This window comes from Marinobacter confluentis, from assembly GCF_004785685.1.
GTDB classification, from domain to species: Bacteria; Pseudomonadota; Gammaproteobacteria; order Pseudomonadales; family Oleiphilaceae; genus Marinobacter; species Marinobacter confluentis.
In genome coordinates, this window is record NZ_SRPF01000003.1 from 147,359 (window position 1) to 165,483 (window position 18,125).

Genomic DNA, 18,125 nt, shown 5'->3' on the forward strand with positions numbered 1-18,125 from the left:
CTCCGCAACCCCGCCGGTGGAGATTGTTGATGACAACAACGACGCCCACCGCAGACACCTCCCCCGTCTACACCGACATTGCCGGCGACATCGCTACAATTGTGATCAATCGAGAACACCGCCGAAATGCCGTTGACCGGGCGACCGCCGATGCCCTACGCGACGCCTTTGAAGCCTTCGAAAACAACGACTCCCTGAAAGTAGCCGTGCTCTGGGGTAAAGGCGGAAACTTCTGTGCCGGAGCCGACCTGGAAGCCGTAGGCGACCCGGCACGCCGCAACCACCTGGAACCCACCGGCACCGCTCCCGGCCCCATGGGCCCGTCCAGAATGGCCTTTACCAAGCCGGTGATCGCGGCGGTTTCCGGCTATGCGGTTGCGGGAGGCCTGGAGCTGGCGCTGATGTGCGATATGCGGGTTGCCGAAAAGTCCGCCGTGTTCGGGGTTTTCTGCCGCCGCTGGGGCGTTCCATTGATCGACGGAGGCACCGTGCGGCTGCCAAGAATTGTCGGCCACGGCCAGGCCATGGACATGATCCTGACCGGCCGACCAGTCGCCGCCGATGAAGCCCTGGCCATGGGGCTGGCGAACCGGATCGTACCGGACGGCGAGGCCCGGGAGGCAGCCGAATCCCTGGCCCGACAGATTGCAGGCTTTCCCCAGCGATGTTTGCGCGCGGATCGGGCGTCGGCGCTTAACCAATGGGGCCTGACACTGGGTGACGCCCTGGTTGCAGAAGGCGCCGGCGGCTACCCTGTAGTCTTTGAAGAAGCGATCGAGGGTGCGCGCCGGTTCGCCGGCGGTGCCGGTCGGCACGGAGCTTTTAATAACCCCGACAATAACCCCGGCGAGCCCCTATGAGACTGGTCTGCATATCAGATACCCACAGCATGCATCGCGAGATACAGGTGCCGGACGGTGACATACTGATCCACGCCGGGGACTGTCTGGGGGTGGGCACCCTTGAGGAACTGGAAGACCTGGACAACTGGTTTTCCGAGCAGCCCCACCGGCATAAAATCCTGATCGCGGGCAATCACGACTGGTGCCTGCAGGATGAGCCAGCAGACGCGGAAGGTTTAATCAGGAATGCGACTTATCTTCGCGACTTTGGCATTGACATCGAGGGCCTCAAATTCTGGGGAAGTCCCTGGACACCGATATTTTTTGACTGGGCCTTCAACCTGACGCGAGGCCCGGCCATTGCCGAGCGCTGGGAGCAGATTCCGGCGGACACCGATGTCCTGATTACCCATGGCCCACCCGCGGGCATTCTCGACCAGGTTATGACAGATACCCATGTCCAGTCGGTCGGATGCGACGATCTGACCCGGGAACTGGAACGCTTACGGCTGAAAATACATGTGTTCGGACATATTCATGAAGGCCATGGCCAGCAAAAAATCGATGACTGCCTGTTCGTTAACGCCAGCACCTGCAATGGCAGCTTCAGGCCGCTGAACCCGGCAATTGTGGTCGATCTGTAGGCCGTCCCCTTCAGCGGTCTGCAACCACGCGTTCAATCGCACCGCGAAGTTCAGGGGATTCCGGTTTTACCTGGCTGGGAAAGGTCTCAACAACCTCGCCCCGGGCATTCAGCACATATTTGTGGAAATTCCAGCGGGGCTGAGTGCTCTGGCTGTTGATGGCCTGGAACACCGGATTGGCCTCGCTTCCGGTGACCGCGGTGGGCGCAATCATGGTGAAAGTCACACCGTAATTCTTGAAACAGACGCTGGCCGCTTCGGCCTCGCTGTCTGCTTCCTGGCGGAAATCATCGCTGGCGAAGCCAACCACCACCAGGCCTTTGCCGCTGTACTCCTTGTGCAGGGATTCCAGGCCGTCGAACTGACCCGTAAAGCCACAGCGACTGGCGGTGTTGACCACCAGCATGGGTTTATTGCCGGCGATCTCGCACAGATTGACGGAATCCGACGAGTGCAGCTTGCGCAGATCATGGTTGAGATAGGCCGGGCATTCCGCCGCCAGGACCGGTGATGAGAGAAGCATCAGAAGGGTCGAAAAAAGGGCAATCAGGGCTCGCATGGCCACGTCTCCGGGAAGCAAACTGTCGTAAGATAAGTTACGCTCTGAACCGGTAAACAGTTTCACCCGCCCCAGCGCCCAGGCGCTAAAACACGTTGACGACATGACGGCTGATGCCAATCCCTCACAGCAACCGAACTCGCCGCCGGGCACGGCGGACCTGAACGATCCGCTGTACTACCGTACGAATTTCGAGACGGTGATTCGCTGGGTGCGTCAGCATCACAGTGACCTGCTGCTGAACACCGAACAGCGACTGATCGACAGGCTGATGGCTCTGTCTCCCGATGCCAGGGCTTTGCTCGCGCGAATGGTCATGCGCACCGGCGAGGTCTTCCGGGTGGAAAAGCTCCACTATCCGGAACTGACCCAGCCCGTGCCAGAGGCCATGGCATGGCTGGTAAAAGCCGACTGGGTCGACCCCGCGCCGGACATCCCGACCACAGATCTGTTTCGTCTGTATACGCTGGCCGAGCTAAGGCTGGCCATGGCTGACCGGATTGCAGCATTGGGCCTGAAACCTTCGGCGCCCAAAAGCCAGCTAAAAGAGGCCGTGCTTGAAGCCTACCCGGATCCTGAACCTGTCAGCGAGTGGTTGCCTGCCCTGGAAACACAGGTGGTCAGGCTTCGCCATATGGCCCTGTTCGACCGGCTGCGGCTGATGTTTTTCGGCAACCTGCGCCAGAGTTGGTCGGACTTTGTGCTGGTGGAGCTGGGGCATTCCCAATATGAGCAGGTGCCCTTCACCCCCGAAGCCCGGGCTTTCGGCACCCGCGAGGAAGTAGACCGCTACCTGCTACTGCACCAGTGCCGGGAACGGCTGGATCAGGGCGAGCCGCCAGACTCGATAGCGGAGGATATACCGGCAGCTTCCGACAACGCCTGGCTGGAAAGCCGTCGCGGGCGACTGCTGTTTGAGCTGGCCCGGCAGGCCGAGCGCAAAGGGAATACCAATCTTGCGCTGGAAGCCTATGAGCAAAGCCGCCACCGGGAAGCCAGGCTGCGCCAGCTGCGACTGCTGGAGCGTCAGAAACGCTTCGGCGAGGCCTGGCAAAAGGCAGAGCAGGCCGCGGAAAGACCCCGCAACGACGCCGAAGTCCAGGGCCTGAAACGGCTGATGTCGCGGCTGGCCCGAAAGCTGGATCGGCCAGTCCCGACCCCGAAACCCAGACCCGACATTCCCCGTTTCAGCCTGACCCTGGACAACCCCTCCGGGCATTCCGTGGAATGGCGGTCCATGGAACATCTCCATGCGCCGGAAGCGCCAGTCGCCTATGTGGAAAACACCCTGATTAACGGCCTGTTCGGCCTTCTTTGCTGGCCCGCGATTTTTGCCCCGATACCCGGTGCCTTCTTTCACCCGTTTCACACTGGCCCCGTGGATTTATATCGGGAGGATTTTCTGAGCCGCCGGGAGGCGCTGTTTGCCGACTGCCTCGCGCATCTGGAGAAGGGAACCTACCCGGACGTCATCCGCTCCACCTGGAAGCGGAAATACGGTATAGCCTCGCCTTTTGTGATCTGGCCGGTGCTGAGCGAATCACTGCTGGAGCTCGCGCTGGGGTGTATTCCAGCCAGTCATCTAGCCAAGATGTTTGAGCGCCTGATGGCGGATCTGCGTATTCATCGCAGCGGCTTCCCGGATCTGATCCGCTTTGAGCCGGACCATGACGATCCCGATCGGCGCTATGAAATGATTGAAGTAAAAGGCCCCGGCGACCGCTTGCAGGACCACCAGACCCGCTGGCTGGAATACTGCGTTGAGCATGCCATACCGGTGTCCGTTTGCTATGTGCGCTGGCAGGAGGCATAGCGTTGACCGCTTACAAGGTCTCCGTCAGAACCCTGTGCGAATTCGCCGCGCGCCAGGGCGATCTGGACCTGCGCTACACCCCGGCACCCACCTCCGAAGAAGGCATTGCCGGCCACAGCGCTGTTCAGGCCCGACGCGGCCCGCGCTATCAGAGTGAAAAACCCCTGGCAGGCCAGTGCGGCAATTTGCGGGTCAGCGGACGCGCCGACGGCTGGGATCCGACCAGGGGCCGCCTTGAAGAAATCAAGACCCATCGTGGCGACCTGTCCCGGGTGCGCGAAGCCCAGCGACATCTTCACCGCGCCCAGCTTCGGGTCTACGGCGCCTTGCTGTGCCGGGAGGAAAAGCGCAAGGACATTGAGCTGACTCTGATCTATTACGATGTGGGCAAAGACAAGGAAACACCCGTTACCGAATCGGCCACTGCCGACGTGCTTTGGCAGGAACTGGAACAGCTCTGCGCCCTTTATGCTGGCTGGGCCGAACAGGAACAGGCTCATGAACAGGCAAGAAACGAGTCTCTTAGCGCTTTGCGCTTTCCCTTTCCCGATTTCCGACCCCAACAGCGGGCGCTGTCGGAAACCGTTTACGTCAACAGTGTGCGCGACCAGTCCCTGCTACTGGAAGCCCCAACCGGGCTGGGCAAAACCATGGGCACCCTGTTTCCCGCACTGAAAGCGATGCCGGTCGCCAGGCAGGACCGGCTGTTTTATCTGACCAGCCGCAACACCGCCCGCCAGGTCGCCATCGAAGCGGTGGGGAAACTTGCCGATGCCCAGGCGGAACCGCTCAAAATCCGCACCCTGGAACTGGTGGCCAAGGATCACGCCTGTGAACACCCGGACAAGGCCTGCCACGGCGACTCCTGCCCGCTGGCCAAAGGCTTTTTTGACCGGCTGCCAGAGGCACGACAGGCTGCCGCCAATCACCCGGGCATTCTGAGCCGCGAGGCCATGGCCGGCATCGCCTCAGATTTCCGGATCTGCCCTTACTTTCTGGCTCAGGAGATGGCGCGCTGGTGCGATCTGGTCGTCGCCGATGTAAACCGGATGTTCGACCAGTCAGCTCTGCTGCATGCGCTGGTCCGCCAGAATGACTGGAACGCCGGGCTGCTGATTGACGAAGCCCACAACCTGGTGGACCGGGCCCGGGGCATGTATTCCGTCACCCTGAGCCAGCGCCGCCTGCTGAGAATCAAAAAGCAGGCGCCGAAAAGCCTGAAAGCCGGCATGGACGGCGTGGCCCGGGCCTGGCAGGCATTGATCCGCGAAGAAGCGCCGGACATTGGCGAACCGCCGGTCAATCTGACCAACCTGCCCGCCAGCCTGACCGGTGCCCTGAACCGGCTGGTCTCCGCCATCAGCGATTACCTGGCGGACAATCCGCCGGACCTGGCTCTGCAGGAGCTGCTGTTCGAGTGTCTGGCTTTTTCGAAACTGGCGGATGTTTTCGGCGACCACTCCCTATGCGAACTGGCGAGGCCCGGGCGAGGCGATGCCCGACTGTCGATCCAGAACCTGATTCCGGCGGACTTTCTGGCGCCGCGCTTTGCGGCCGCGCATAGCGTCCTGCTGTTTTCCGCCACCCTGTCACCGGGGGAATATTACCGGGACCTGCTGGGCCTGCCGGAAGAGACCCTGTTCCGATCGCTGCCTGGGCCGTTCAGCGCCGACCAGCTTCAGGTGCATTTCACCCCTCACATCAGTACCCGCAAACTGGACCGACAGGGGTCTCTTGGCCCCATCGCACAGCTGATCGCCCGGCAGTACCGGGAAAAACCGGGCAACTATCTGGCCTTTTTCAGCAGCTTTGCCTATCTCAACCAGGTCAGCGAGACCCTGGCGCAATCTGCACCGGATATTCCCCAGCGGGTCCAGCGTCCGGGCATGTCGGCCCAGGAGAGGCAGGAGTTTCTGGAGGCGTTTGCGGAAGACAGCAGCGGGGTTGCCTTTGCGGTGCTTGGCGGCATTTTCAGCGAGGGCATCGACCTGCCCGGCAATAGACTGATCGGCGCCTTTGTGGCCACACTGGGCCTGCCGCCCTTCGACAACTGGCACGAAATCCTGCGCCAGCGGCTGGACCAGCGTTTTCAGGCGGGACAGGCCTATACCTATCTCATACCGGGCATGCAGAAAGTCGTGCAGGCAGCCGGCCGGGTCATCCGCACCCAGGAGGATCAAGGGGTAATCTGGCTGGTGGACGACCGTTTTCTGCAGTCTGGCGTACGCTCATTGCTGCCCGGCTGGTGGCAAGCAAACCACTGACACCGGTACAGATCAGTCTGGCCGGTATCTGGCCTCCATCCGGTCAATGGTTCCGTCGTCCCACATCTCACGCAGGGTCTCATCAATTCGGGGAAGCAGGTCGGTAAACTCTGATTTTTTGCTGATCATCAATCGGAACTCAATGTAACCTAGCCCGACATCCGGCACCTCAACAATCCTGTCACCGTAACCCAGCTCGGAAATATAGTGTCTGGTCACATCCACAACCTGCGGGAACAGGTCGCCCCGCCACCGTAAACAGGCCAACCGGTGAAAATGCCACAGGCACCTCGCCAGCGTCTGCATAGGCCCTGCGTGTGGGCGTAGAAAACGTGATCATGGCATCGCTAGAGCCGCTCTCCACCGAAAACTGAGCCCGCTGCCACGGCTCCCAGACAAAGTCGACGGGCACATCAAGCCGGGCGCCCAGCGCTTCGTTCATGATATCCACATAAAGGCCCCTGGCTTGCCCGTCCTCGGTGTAGATGAAACGCGCAAAGGAGTCATAAACGATGGAAAGAGCAGGCTGATCAGGCTTTGCAGCAGCCGTCATCAAACCGGCATGGGAGAGCAGGAACGCCGCCAGCGCCAGCATAATCAAACGATCAGGTTTTACAGGAATTACCGCAGTCACCCTGTGTTTCGTTATTTTTGTCGCGGATCATTACAATTCACTTTCTTGTACTTTACGCGAAAGAACTCATCATTGGACCTGCAAGGAAACGGCAACCGAATTTGTTATCCTTGCAGCTATTCCCAAACCGGAGTCTTTAATGTTGCATTCATCCCCCGAGCCCGACGGCTCGTCATCGAGTCGGGCTGTTCCCTATTCACTACTGGAGCTGGCCTCAGTCAGGGAGGGCGACTCTGTTGGCCAGACCCTTGCCAACAGCGTGGCCTACGCGAAACACGGCGAACAGTTGGGGTTCAATCGTTTCTGGCTGGCTGAGCACCATAATATGGAGGGCATCAGCAGTTCGGCAACCTCGGTACTGATCGGGCACGTGGCAGGTGCAACGAAGACGCTCCGGGTAGGTTCCGGCGGCATCATGCTGCCCAACCATCCGCCGCTGGTGGTGGCCGAGCAGTTTGGCACCCTGGAAAGCCTGTATCCGGGACGGATCGACCTGGGCCTGGGCCGCGCGCCGGGCACTGACCCCATTACCAGCCGAGCGCTGCGACGGGAACATCTGGGCGCGGAACAGTTTCCGGACGATGTGGCAAAGCTGCAGACGCTGCTTGGCCCCCTCAAGCCCGGCCAGCAGGTGAAAGCGATTCCCGGTGCCGGCACCAATGTACCGATCTGGCTGTTGGGTTCAAGCCTCTACAGCGCGCAACTGGCGGCCCAGCGGGGATTGCCCTACGCCTTTGCCGGGCACTTTGCGCCGCGCCTGTATCGGGAAGCAATCAGCCTTTACCGCAATCAGTTTCAGCCATCCGAGACCCTGAAAAAGCCGTACGCCATGCTGGCGGTACCGGCGATTCCTGCGGATACAGACGAGGAGGCGCGGTTCCTGGCCACCACCAGCTATCAGCGTATTCTGTCCCTGTTCCGTGGCCAGCCGCTGTGGATGAGGCCACCGGTCGAATCCATGAACGGGCTGTGGAACAGTGGTGAAAAAGCGGGGGTTCAGGATTTTCTGTCGTTGCAGCTGTTGGGCAGCGCGGAAACGATTCGCAAGCAGCTGGATCGTTTGCTGGCGTCGGTTGAAGTGGACGAGCTGATGTTCACCATTGATCTTTACGATCCGGAGAAGCGTCGACACGCTCTGGATATTCTTGCCGCTACCCGCCCCGAGGACCGGGAGAAAAACAGGAGCCTTTCATGACACGCCAGATACATCTATTCCTGTCTCACGGCCTGGAAAGCGGGCCGAACAGTACCAAGGTGACAGCTTTGAAGGCCGAAGCCGAGACCTTTGAGGGCGTCACGGCTATTGCGCTGGACCATCGCAGCACGAATGATCCGTCCACCCGATTGAAGCAGATGCGGGCGGCGATAGACGAGTCCGGTGCTAAGCCTGAGAACATTATTCTGGCAGGCTCCAGCATGGGCGGCTGGGTCTGCGCGCAGACCAGTGCGGATACACCAGTTCTGGGCTGCTTTCTGATGGCCCCGGCGCTGAACATGAAGGACTATCCCGGTTCCAGCCCGACCATTCAGGCTCGGCATACGCAGATTATTCATGGCTGGCATGATGATGTGGTGCTCCCGATGCCGGTCATCGAACTGGCAATGGATCAGGATTTGCCGCTGCTCGCCCTACCTGATGGTCACCGGTTGCAGGAGAGTTTGCCCCGGGTAGTGTTGGAGTTCCGCCGCTTTTTAACTGATTGCCTGTCCGACTGAGGGTGTAGCGAGCAAGCAGGTAGGGCTTTGCAGAACACGCTGTAAATACCCCTGCGGGGTCCGGCCCGCAATCACAGATTGCGGTCGTGAGTCTGTCGCATGAAGCTTCGCTTCATAAACGCTCGGCCTCACCCCTGTACGCTCGGCCTCCGCCATCCATGGCTCCGGACGGTTCTGCAAAGCTCTACCCGCTTGCTCACCCGTGAACTCTTACAGGCATCAGGATTAGGACAGTAAACGCGCCAATCCGGAAGCCCTCACAACACTTCGACCAACCGCTTCTCTAAGAACAGCTTCCTGTGGGACAGCCAGGCTTAACCAGTGCCGGGCACGAGTGATTCCTGTGTAGATCAACTCCCTGGTCAGGACCGGAGTGAGGCGATCGGTAATAACCAAACAGGCATGGGTGAATTCGGAGCCCTGGGATTTATGCACCGTCATGGCGTAGACGGTTTCCAGGGACTGCAAACGGCTGGGAGATATCCAACGGATGGTGCCGCTGCCGTCGCTGGACGGAAATGCGACCCTCAAGGTCTGGACCGGATCTCCCTGTTCATCGCGATCCCACGGAACGCTTAGCGTTACGCCGATATCGCCATTCATCAATCCAAGGTTGTAATCATTGCCGGTGACCAGCACTGGTCGGCCGGCGTACCAGCCTTCGGTTTTATCGATGAGTCCTGACGCTCGCAGTTCAGCGGCTACCTGGCGATTCAAGCCATCCACACCAAAGGGACCTTTGCGCAAGGCGCAGAGTACCTGGAACTGACTAAAAGCACTCAGCACATTGGCGGCCCAGAAATCCCATTTTGGACGGTCAGCCTCTGAATCGGTGGCCTCTGGACGTTGCTCAGACATGATTCGCAAATAGTGTCCGTAACCCACGGGGGCGGCCACTGCTTCGCCGTTCACAACGCGGCCTTCACCGGCATTGGCGAAGGCCCGGGCGCTGCCGCTGCGGGCATGGCGGGCAAGCGGTATCAGGGCATCCGGTACAGAGGGGCTTTCCGCTGGATCGGACATCAAGGCGGACCGGCCGAGCCAGGCTACGTCCGGAAAATCCTGGGACTGACACTGCTTTATCAGATGCTTATCAAATCGCCCTTCGTTAGTGGCCATGGCCAGCACGCCGATGCCGCTGTGTTCGTCGAAGCGGTAGCTTTTGCGCAGCATGCCGACGGCCTGGTCCAGGGGTTGGCCTTCGGTGTCAGCCAGTTCATCGGGCAGTTGGTAACCGGTGACTGTCTTCAGCCAGTCCAGGGTTTCCGGGCGGTAGTGGCCGTCGTTGGCCCGCTGGCAGAGTTCGCCCAGTACGGCACCGGCATCCACGGACGCCAGCTGGTCCTTGTCCCCCAGCATGATCAGGCGGGCGGTTTCCGGCAGGGCGCTGAACACCGATGCCATCAGGTCCACGTCCACCATGGAGGCTTCGTCGATCACCAGGATGTCCAGCGGTAGCGGGTTGTCTTCGTTGTAGCGGAACTGGCGCGAACCCGGTCGGCTGCCCAGCAGGCGGTGCAGGGTGGTGACTTCCGTGGGAATGGCAGATGCATCCGGCGCGCCGGGCAGTGAATTCAGCGGTACCTTGCTCAGCGCACCACCGATGGATTCGCTGAGCCGGGCGGCGGCTTTGCCTGTGGGGGCCGACAGGCGAATTCGCAAATATGGATCTTCCGGATCCGCGTTCGGGCTCTGGCTGGCCATGGATTGAAGGGCGGCCAGCAGGTTCAGAACGGTGGTGGTCTTGCCGGTACCCGGGCCGCCGGTGATCACGCTGAAGCGGTTGCGGGCGGCCAGGGCACAGGCAACTTTTTGATAATCGACTTCGCCTTTCTTTCCGAAAAGTGCGTCCAGGGCCCGGGAAAGCTGCTGGTCATTTTCCCTGGCGCCGGGGCTGAACCGAAGCCGGATGCCAGCGGCGATCGCCTGTTCGTAGCGCCAGAAGCGGCGCAGGTAGAGCCGGGTACCCTCCAGAACCAGGGGTGTGGAATGGCTGCCATCGCTGACGGCATTGCTGTTGCGGATGGACTCGATCAACTGGTCAGCGGTCGTATTCTGGAACAGATCCGCCGGTCGCCACAGGCTGTCCGGCGCTTCGGCCAGTTTCGCCGCGCCCTCTGGTGGCATTACCAGGGTGGCTTCGGCATCGGCGCACAGGTGACTAAGGTCAAGGCACACATGGCCACGGCCGACCTGGTGGGACACCATAGCGGCGAGTACGGCCAGCTGCCCGGTCGGGGCATCGTTGTTTTCGGCCGAAATCGTGCAGACAAATTCAGCAAAGGCGTGATCAAGCGCCCTTAGCCAGCCCAGTTCGACCCAGTAATCCAGCATTTTCAGAGCGGAATCGAGGTTCATACCGCCACCTCCGGCTGGCCGCAGAACAGACGGTCCAGAGATTCGATCAGGGCCTTGGCCGGGCGCTCGGTGAAGCCTCCGGCGCCTGGTGAGTCGCAGCCCCGCAGGAACAGGTAGACCGCACCGCCCACGTGGGTGTCGTAGTCGTAGTCCGGTAGCCGGGCTTTCAGCAGACGGTGCAGGGCCAGCAGATAGATCACGTATTGCAGGTCGTAGCGGGATTCCAGAATTTTGGCCCGCATGGCAGCCGGCACATAAGCACTGTCGTCGTCCCCCAGGGTGTTGGATTTGTAGTCCAGGACGTAATACCGGCCCTGATGCTCGAACACCAGGTCGATAAAGCCTTTGAGCATGCCGTTGAAGGTGGTGTCGTGAGCACGGGGACGGGGTTCCCCGTTCAGGGTGCCCTGCTGCACCAGCCGGTCCAGTTTTACGGTGTTGACCTGGCGGCTTTCGAACCAGAATTCCAGTTCCGGGCGCGGATCGGCCAGCGTCGCCAATGCGCAAGTCTGGTCAGAATCCGGCAGTGGAATGTCCATGGTAAGCAACTTCAGTACCCAGTCATGCAGCACGTCTACCCAGTCATCCCAATGGCGAAGCTGGCAGCGGCGAACCAGCAAAGCGTGCAACTCATCCGGCTGCGCGACAACTCGATCAAAGCCTTTGGTGGCACACCACTCAAGAATGTCGTGAAGGAAGGTGCCGGGGCCGGAGCCTTTGGGGAAGGCGTGTTTGCCTTCGGGCTGAATCGCGGGGGATAAAACCTCTGCAGGGAAGGATCGTTCCTCTTCTTCCCGCAGGTTTTCCTGTTCCGCATCTTCACTGGCGGGCTGGAAATCCCCGCTGAAGCCGCTCAGGGCGCCGTAAGTGATGGCGGAGTAGCTGGCAATCCACCAGTTTTCCCGGGCTTCCCTTTTGGGTTCCAGGGCCGGGCCCAGGGGCGGCTCCGGTTCACCGGCGTAGGCGATATCGTCCGGCTCCGGCGCAGGAATAATGCGGATGTCCGGCTGTTCAGCGGCCATGGCCTGCAGCAGCGGCGTCAGATCGCCCTCGTTGGGCTCGCCGGAATCGCTGATCAGGTGGCCAAGGCCGCTTAAGTGCCAGTTCTTGATGCCGGCAGCGCCCACCCAGGTGGCGTGGCGGGCGCGGGTCAGGGCTACATAGAGTTTACGGATGTCCTCGCCCAGGCGTTCGCGATCCGCCATCTGCAGGCTCTGTTCGTCCGGCTCCAGAGAAATTCGCAACCGGCCCTGTTCGTCATGGTAGGCCAGGTAGTTCTGCCCGACTTTTTCCCGTCGATGTTCGGTGGCGAAGGGCAGAAACACCAGCGGGTATTCCAGACCCTTGGACTTGTGCACGGTGACCACTTTCACCAGGCCGGAATCGCTTTCCAGGCGCATGGTGCGGTGTTCGCTTTCGTCATCAGACTGCTGCAGCAGCTCGGTGAAGTGGTGAACCAGCGCGTGCTCGCCGTCCAGTTGTTGGCTGTCTGCCTGCAGCAGTTCAGCCAGGTGCAGGATGTCAGTCAGCGCCCGCTCACCGCCCTGGCTTGCCAGCAGCTTGGCGGGTACTTCGAAGTCCATCAGGAAGCGGCGCAGCATGGGCAGTACGCCCTGGTTCTGCCAGAGTTCGCGATAGTGCTGGAACCGCTCGATTTCCCGGTCCAGGGCGTTTTCATCGCTTAGCAGCCGGTCCAGTTGGCTATGGGACAAACCGAGGGACGGCGTGGCCAGGGCGCCGCGAAGCAGCGAGAGCTGACCGGGTTCGGCGCAGGCGTGAAGCCATTGCAGCAGCTCGACCGCTTCCGGTGAGTTCAGCACTGAATTGCGGTCGGACAGATAGACGCTGCGAATGCCCCTTTCAGCCAGGGCCCGGCGAACCGCTTCGGCCTCGTCACGCTTGTTGACCAGAATGGCCACGTGCTCCGGGCGCAGAGGCTCAAGATCGCCAATGTCCGATTGAGAGCGAAAACCGGCTCTACCCTGCTGTCCCAGAGTCAGTAACCGGGCGATTTCCGTCGCGCAGGCGCCGGAAAGTTGGGATTTGGCATCGCCCTTGGTGACGCCTTTGTCAGAACCCTCATCGCCGCCCAGGGTCCAGAAAGTCAGTGGTGTGGTCGCCTCGCCATCCACCCACCAGTCACGGTCGCTGCCTTTGGCGTTCACCGGTGTGAAGGGCAACGGATTTCCGGCGTCGGTGCGGAACAGGAAGGCGCCCTCGGCCTTGGCCTGGTCCCCATGGGCGAAGACCTGGTTCACCCCCGCCACCATGGCTTTGGACGAGCGGAAGTTGGTGCCCAGAGTGTAGGTGCGGTCGCTGACCGAATGCCGGGCGTCCAGGTAGGTGTAGATGTCCGCGCCCCGGAACTTGTAGATGGCCTGTTTGGGGTCACCGATCATCAATAGGGTGGAATCGGGATTGTTCGCCGCCACCTGATAGATGCGGTCGAAGATTCGGTACTGTACCGGGTCCGTGTCCTGGAATTCGTCGATCATCGCGACCGGGAACTGGCGGGCGATGGTGGCCGCCAGCCGCTCGCCCTGGGGACCGCCCAAAGCTTCATCCAACCGGGTCAGCAGGTCATCGAAACCCATGGTGGCCAGGCGCTGTTTCTCGGCGTGCAGGCGCCGGGCAATCCAGCGCACGGCGTGATTGAGCATGGCCGGGCCAGGTTTGGGCAGATCCGCCAGCGCCTGTTTCAGGGCGTTGATTTCATCCATGGCCGGATGATGGGGCGGCGGTTCGTCCCCGGTCCACTTGCTGGCGAAGCCTTCAGCATCTAGATACTCGTAGCCTTTCAGCTCACTTTTCACCAGGCCTTTGGGTTCGTCCGCATCCGAGGTGGCCCAGTCCCGCAGGTAGTTTACGGCGCTCTGGATGGTGTTTTTGGTGCCGCCGTGGAGAGGTTTGGGCTTGGGTTTTGCGGTATTTTCCAGCAGTTCGGTCAGCTCGTCACACCACTGGGCCCAGGGCTGCTTCAGTTCCCCGAGCACCCGGCGCTTTTCCTCCAGCGCCTGCCCCACTGCCTGTTCCGGCGACAAGGGATTGTCCGGCAACCCGTCCACATGGGGCAGCAGGTTGCGCACGGCTTTGCGCAGGCTTTCCGGGTCTGTCCAGTTTTCCAGCACCGCGTCGATCATTTCCGGCGGTGTGGGGTAAACAAAGGTGCGCCAGTAATCCCGCGCCACTTCATCCAGCAGTTCGGTCTGGTCGGTTTCCAGGGTCTGGCGGAACAGGCTGCCGCTGTCGAAGGCGTGCTCGCTGAGCATGCGGTTGCACCAGCCGTGGATGGTGGATACTGCCGCTTCGTCCATCCATTCGGCCGCTAATAATAGCTTGCGCTGGCAGGCCGGCCAGTCGGCCGTTGGGCACTGGTTGCGCAGATTGATTAGCGGATCGCTGGTGTCGGTGGCGATATCCGCCAGGTCCGGCTCCTTACCGAACAGCGCGGCGGCCTCGGTCAGACGGGCGCGGATGCGGTCCCGCAGCTCCTTGGTGGCGGCTTCGGTGAAGGTCACCACCAGCAGGTTTGGCGGCATCACGCCGTCAGTGAGCGGCTGTTCTGATTCCCGATGGCCCAGCACCAGGCGCACATACAGCAATGCCAGGGTGAAGGTCTTGCCGGTACCGGCACTGGCTTCAATCAGCCGGCTGCCTTTCAGCGGCAAGGTCAGCGGGTCGAGGGTGCGCACCTGTTCGCTCATCGGTTCTATCATCAGCCGCGCCCCCCGTGCTCACATTGCCAGAGAGGTTCATACAGATCACGGACCAGCGCAGGAAAATCACCGGCACCGATCAGGGCTTCAAAATCCGGAAAGGCCCGGCCAAGGTAGGCGCCGCGATAGGCCAGGGTGGCATCGAATGCCTGTTCGGCCCTTTCCAGACCCAACTCTTCACTGCCCTCTTTTTTGGGCGGATGCAGGCCGCGCAGGTAGGCGTAGGCGGTGCCGGGTTCGACTGGTAAGGGCGTGGTCTGGCCCGCGATCCAGTAGTTCAGGATTCCATCCATTAATGCCCTCGCCTGTTCCCGCCCAACGGGTGGCAACAGCACTTTACGGTTTTCCTCTTTGCCCAGAACCAGAGTATGAAAATCCTCATGGAGACTGCATCCGGCCAGGTGAATTACCCAGTCTTCCAGTAACGAGGCGTACTTCAGCGCTTTGGCGCCGCCGTTCTTCTCCAGCAGGCTGCTACTGGCAATGACCACCCGGCAGGCAGCGCCGTCCGGACGGGTCCGGAGCTGACCAATTCGATCGGCCACCGCCACTTCATGATGCTGTTCGCTTTTGAATGACCGTCGGAAATTCCAGGCCTGGCCCAGCTCTTCCGGCCAGTCCTGCAGGGCTTCCCGGTAACGGCGGAACAGGTCCGGCATGCGGCTGACAATCTGCTGTTCGGCTACCTGCTCGGTTGATGCCATGCCCAGATCGCCCCTGGCTCGCATACGCTGAAGCCGGTCCTGCAGGCGCTCCTCCAGATTCGACTCGTCGGTGGCTTTTACCACTGCCTGATCAATCAGTTCCCGTTCCAGCGCCCAGTGTTGCAAACCATCCAGCCTGAAGGTTTCGTTGTCGGTGTCCTGGGCCTGAACGTTGATGAACTGAACCTGCAAACGGCGCCGGTAGAAGGTATCCACCGGAGCTTTCAAAAACACGGCCAGTTCCGACAGGGTCAACGGTGCCGCCGGTGCCAGGTAGTCCAGCGGCCGGTTTTCGTCGGCTTCGACGGCCTGATGGGCCTGTAGCCATTCGTGGTCGTAGCTGAACAGTCCGGCCCGACCCGTTCCCTCAACAGGAAAATACTCACGGCTGAAAGGTTGCAGCGGGTGCCCGGTGGTCAGGGCGCCAGAAGCCTTGCCTCCGGACTTCGTCGACCAGACCGCGTCCAGATGGTCCCGTAACTGGGCCACCAGCACCGAAGGCGGCCGCTCGGAATCATCACGGATACTGTGGCCGACCCAGCTGATGTAAAGCTGCTCCCGGGCCGACAGCAGGGCTTCCAGAAACAGGTAGCGGTCGTCCTCGCGCCGGGAGCGGTCGCCGGGGCGGCTGTCCTGGGCCATCAGATCGAAATCCACTGGCGGACGGGAACGGGGGTAATCGCCGTCGTTCATACCCAACAGGCACACCCGCTTGAACGGAATCGCCCGCATCGGCATCAGGGTGGCGAAATTCACTTTGCCGGCCAGGAACCGCTGGTTCAGGCCGCCCTCTTCCAGGCCTTCCAGCAGTTCTTCCCGGACAATGGACAGCGGCAGGGTTTCGGATGCCATGCCGCCACTGGTGCAATCCTCAAACCACTGCTCGGCCTGGCGCCGCAGGCGGTTAACCAGCAGCAGTTCGTCATCGGTGAATTCGTCGAAAAACTGCGCCAGCATGGACTGGATCAGCTCCAGCCACTGGGCAGGCGTGTAAGGCTCTGCCAGTTTCTTCCAGAGCTGCTCCATGCGCTCCACAAACCGGACCAGATTGCCCGCCAGCGCTGCCTGCAACCCGCCAATTTCGCCATAGGGCTCAATGCCCTGCCAGGCATCGTCCGGGCCGGTGCCGTAGCCCAGCAGCATTCGCCGCAAGCCTTCCTGCCAGGTGTTGCGGGACAGGCCATCCGGCAGGTCAAAGCTTTGCCGGTGCCCGGCGTGCAGACCCCAGCGGATATTCGCCCCTTCCACCCACTGACGGATCAGCGGCAGGTCGGCCTCATCGATACCGAAGCGCCGCCGCACCGCAGGCACATCCAGGAGACTGATTACTTCACTGGCGCCAAAGCGATGTTCCGGCAGCGCCATCAGGGTATCCAGCGCAATCAGCACCGGCTGGCGATGGCGCTGTTGCTGGTCGGAAATGGTGAACGGAATATAGTGGCGCGAGCCCGGGGAATAACGCCCGAACACCGCCTGGATATGGGGCGCGTAGGCATTCACATCCGGCACCATCACGATCACATCCCGGGGCCGCAGGGAATCGTCGGCGCTGAAGGCTGCCAGCAGCTGGTCATGCAGCACTTCTACTTCCCGCTGAGGGCTGTGGGTGCGGTGGAAGACGATGGAATCATCCTGCGCCGGATTCAGCTTCCGCTTTTGGGCCAGCATTTCCTGCTGGGAGGTCAGGGTGCGGATGTCGTCCTGGATCTGGTGCAGCACCCGGGGCTTCCCGCTATCGCCATGCTCGGAAAAAATATCGATGCGGCCGTCCGGCGTGGTCACAGCGCCCTGATAGTCGTCCGGGTTATCAAACTCATCCAGCAGCCTGATGTAATCCCGGCCCTGCTTGCCCCAGGCTGCCAGCAGAGGGTTAGCGTGCTGATGAAGAGAGTCCGGGTCGATCAGGCTGGCCAGTTTTTCGTGTTCTTTGCCGCGCCTGCGGCTGGCCGTCAGCAAATCGCGATCACTGATGATGTCGGCCCAGAAAAACTCGCAGGGGTTATGTACACACAACACCACCTGGCTGATCCGGCTGAGCACAGACAGGGCTTCCAGGGCCTGCCGTGGCAGCGAGGAAACGCCGAACACAATAATCCTCTGGGGCAGTCCCGGTGGCCGGTCGCTAGCAGTCAGTCGCTGCCCGTATTCCATGAAGCGGGTATGAATCCGTGACCGGCTGGTCGTGGACAGTTCGGCAACATCGTCCACCAATGCCCGCCATAGCACCGGCTGCCAGCGCTGATCGTCGTTGAGCTCTTTTACCTCACCGCGGGCGAGCTCAATGGTATTCCGGCCATTTTCCCAGCCGGTCAGCCAGTCAGCCCGGAACACCTGGTACTGGTCGAACAGATCCGCAATCTGGCCAGCCAGCTGGTAGCAGCGAGTGTCGGCGTCCGAGCCCTCCAGAAAACGCCTGAGGGGCGAGAACACATCCTGCTGACGCACCAGGGTCGGTAACAAACGGAAAAGCCGCCACACCAGCCGGGATTTGTCGAAAGGCGATTGCTCCGGGACGTCTTCTGCCGGAAGCACAGCGCGATAGGCCTGCCAGATAAATCGTGAGGGGAACAGGAAGTCCATACCGGCGGCGATGCCAAGACCGCCATCCGACTCCCCGGCGGGGTCTTCCGCTAGCGCAAGCTTGAGCCACTGGGCAATACCGTTGCTCTGGACCAGAAAAGTTTCGCTGGCCAGCGGAGGCATCGGATGCTGCCTGCAGATCCACACCACGGCCCGACGCAGGTCCTCCAGATGGTTGGCGTGGATGGCGTGAAAGCCAGTCAGAGTGGGGGTTGTGTGGGACATGCCGGCTCTTGTCGGGTTGCTGGAAACGGTAAAACCGTGAGTTGAACCCTATCATAACTGCAGGACCGGC

General features: G+C 61.2%; 12 protein-coding genes. 6 read left to right on the forward strand and 6 right to left on the reverse strand.

What is annotated here, in order from left to right:
- Positions 1 to 29 precede the first annotated feature (29 nt).
- Both E5Q11_RS11255 and E5Q11_RS11260 read left to right on the forward strand, forming a co-directional pair.
- Positions 30 to 860 carry a crotonase/enoyl-CoA hydratase family protein gene (locus tag E5Q11_RS11255; RefSeq protein ID WP_135803530.1) on the forward strand — a complete coding sequence of 277 codons (831 nt, stop codon included), beginning with the start codon at positions 30 to 32 and terminating at the stop codon, positions 858 to 860.
- Positions 857 to 1,486, forward strand: coding sequence for a metallophosphatase domain-containing protein (locus E5Q11_RS11260; protein WP_135803531.1), 630 nt, complete (start codon positions 857 to 859; stop codon positions 1,484 to 1,486). Before E5Q11_RS11255 ends, E5Q11_RS11260 begins: the two co-directional genes overlap by 4 nt.
- 10 nt (positions 1,487 to 1,496) lie before the next feature.
- On the opposite strand, the gene E5Q11_RS11265 is transcribed toward E5Q11_RS11260, so the two are convergent.
- Entirely contained in the window at positions 1,497 to 2,045 is a 549-nt protein-coding gene (locus E5Q11_RS11265) for a glutathione peroxidase (protein WP_135803532.1), read from the reverse strand.
- Between the two features lie 103 nt (positions 2,046 to 2,148).
- On the opposite strand from E5Q11_RS11265, the gene E5Q11_RS11270 reads away from it, so the two are divergent.
- Complete coding sequence (locus E5Q11_RS11270) at positions 2,149 to 3,858, forward strand: VRR-NUC domain-containing protein (protein ID WP_135803533.1); 1,710 nt, start codon at positions 2,149 to 2,151, stop codon at positions 3,856 to 3,858.
- A gap of 2 nt (positions 3,859 to 3,860) precedes the next feature.
- Complete coding sequence (locus E5Q11_RS11275; RefSeq protein ID WP_135803534.1) at positions 3,861 to 6,122, forward strand: ATP-dependent DNA helicase; 2,262 nt, start codon at positions 3,861 to 3,863, stop codon at positions 6,120 to 6,122.
- A 12-nt stretch (positions 6,123 to 6,134) separates the two neighbouring features.
- Here E5Q11_RS11275 and E5Q11_RS11280 read toward each other — a convergent pair whose 3' ends face one another.
- Positions 6,135 to 6,341 carry an amino acid ABC transporter substrate-binding protein gene (locus tag E5Q11_RS11280; protein ID WP_135803535.1) on the reverse strand — a complete coding sequence of 69 codons (207 nt, stop codon included), beginning with the start codon at positions 6,339 to 6,341 and terminating at the stop codon, positions 6,135 to 6,137.
- Positions 6,304 to 6,756: a transporter substrate-binding domain-containing protein gene (locus E5Q11_RS11285; RefSeq protein ID WP_135803536.1), complete on the reverse strand. Its 453-nt coding sequence runs from the start codon at positions 6,754 to 6,756 to the stop codon at positions 6,304 to 6,306. The genes E5Q11_RS11280 and E5Q11_RS11285 overlap by 38 nt, the downstream gene beginning before the upstream one ends.
- Before the next feature lie 139 nt (positions 6,757 to 6,895).
- Between E5Q11_RS11285 and E5Q11_RS11290 the strand changes: the two genes are divergently transcribed.
- Positions 6,896 to 7,951, forward strand: coding sequence for an LLM class flavin-dependent oxidoreductase (locus E5Q11_RS11290; RefSeq protein ID WP_135803537.1), 1,056 nt, complete (start codon positions 6,896 to 6,898; stop codon positions 7,949 to 7,951).
- Positions 7,948 to 8,472: an alpha/beta fold hydrolase gene (locus tag E5Q11_RS11295; RefSeq protein ID WP_135803538.1), complete on the forward strand. Its 525-nt coding sequence runs from the start codon at positions 7,948 to 7,950 to the stop codon at positions 8,470 to 8,472. The genes E5Q11_RS11290 and E5Q11_RS11295 overlap by 4 nt, the downstream gene beginning before the upstream one ends.
- Before the next feature lie 225 nt (positions 8,473 to 8,697).
- Here E5Q11_RS11295 and recD read toward each other — a convergent pair whose 3' ends face one another.
- The 3 genes from recD to recC are packed head-to-tail and all read right to left on the reverse strand — an operon-like array spanning position 8,698 to position 18,055.
- On the reverse strand, positions 8,698 to 10,830 hold the full coding sequence (gene recD, locus E5Q11_RS11300) for an exodeoxyribonuclease V subunit alpha (protein WP_135803539.1): 2,133 nt from the start codon (positions 10,828 to 10,830) through the stop codon (positions 8,698 to 8,700).
- Positions 10,827 to 14,546 carry an exodeoxyribonuclease V subunit beta gene (gene recB / locus E5Q11_RS11305; protein ID WP_225315015.1) on the reverse strand — a complete coding sequence of 1,240 codons (3,720 nt, stop codon included), beginning with the start codon at positions 14,544 to 14,546 and terminating at the stop codon, positions 10,827 to 10,829. The genes recD and recB overlap by 4 nt, the downstream gene beginning before the upstream one ends.
- The gene (gene recC / locus E5Q11_RS11310) at positions 14,546 to 18,055 is read right to left on the reverse strand and encodes an exodeoxyribonuclease V subunit gamma (protein ID WP_135803540.1); all 3,510 of its coding nucleotides are present in this window, start codon (positions 18,053 to 18,055) and stop codon (positions 14,546 to 14,548) included. Before recC ends, recB begins: the two co-directional genes overlap by 1 nt.
- Positions 18,056 to 18,125 lie beyond the last annotated feature (70 nt).

Coding starts and splice junctions, on each gene's coding strand:
- E5Q11_RS11255 (WP_135803530.1), top strand. CDS start 30: ATGACAACAACGACGCCCACCGCAGACACCTCCCCCGTCTACACCGAC.
- E5Q11_RS11260 (WP_135803531.1), top strand. CDS start 857: ATGAGACTGGTCTGCATATCAGATACCCACAGCATGCATCGCGAGATA.
- E5Q11_RS11265 (WP_135803532.1), bottom strand. CDS start 2,045: ATGCGAGCCCTGATTGCCCTTTTTTCGACCCTTCTGATGCTTCTCTCA.
- E5Q11_RS11270 (WP_135803533.1), top strand. CDS start 2,149: ATGACGGCTGATGCCAATCCCTCACAGCAACCGAACTCGCCGCCGGGC.
- E5Q11_RS11290 (WP_135803537.1), top strand. CDS start 6,896: ATGTTGCATTCATCCCCCGAGCCCGACGGCTCGTCATCGAGTCGGGCT.
- E5Q11_RS11295 (WP_135803538.1), top strand. CDS start 7,948: ATGACACGCCAGATACATCTATTCCTGTCTCACGGCCTGGAAAGCGGG.
- recD (WP_135803539.1), bottom strand. CDS start 10,830: ATGAACCTCGATTCCGCTCTGAAAATGCTGGATTACTGGGTCGAACTG.
- recB (WP_225315015.1), bottom strand. CDS start 14,546: ATGATAGAACCGATGAGCGAACAGGTGCGCACCCTCGACCCGCTGACC.
- recC (WP_135803540.1), bottom strand. CDS start 18,055: ATGTCCCACACAACCCCCACTCTGACTGGCTTTCACGCCATCCACGCC.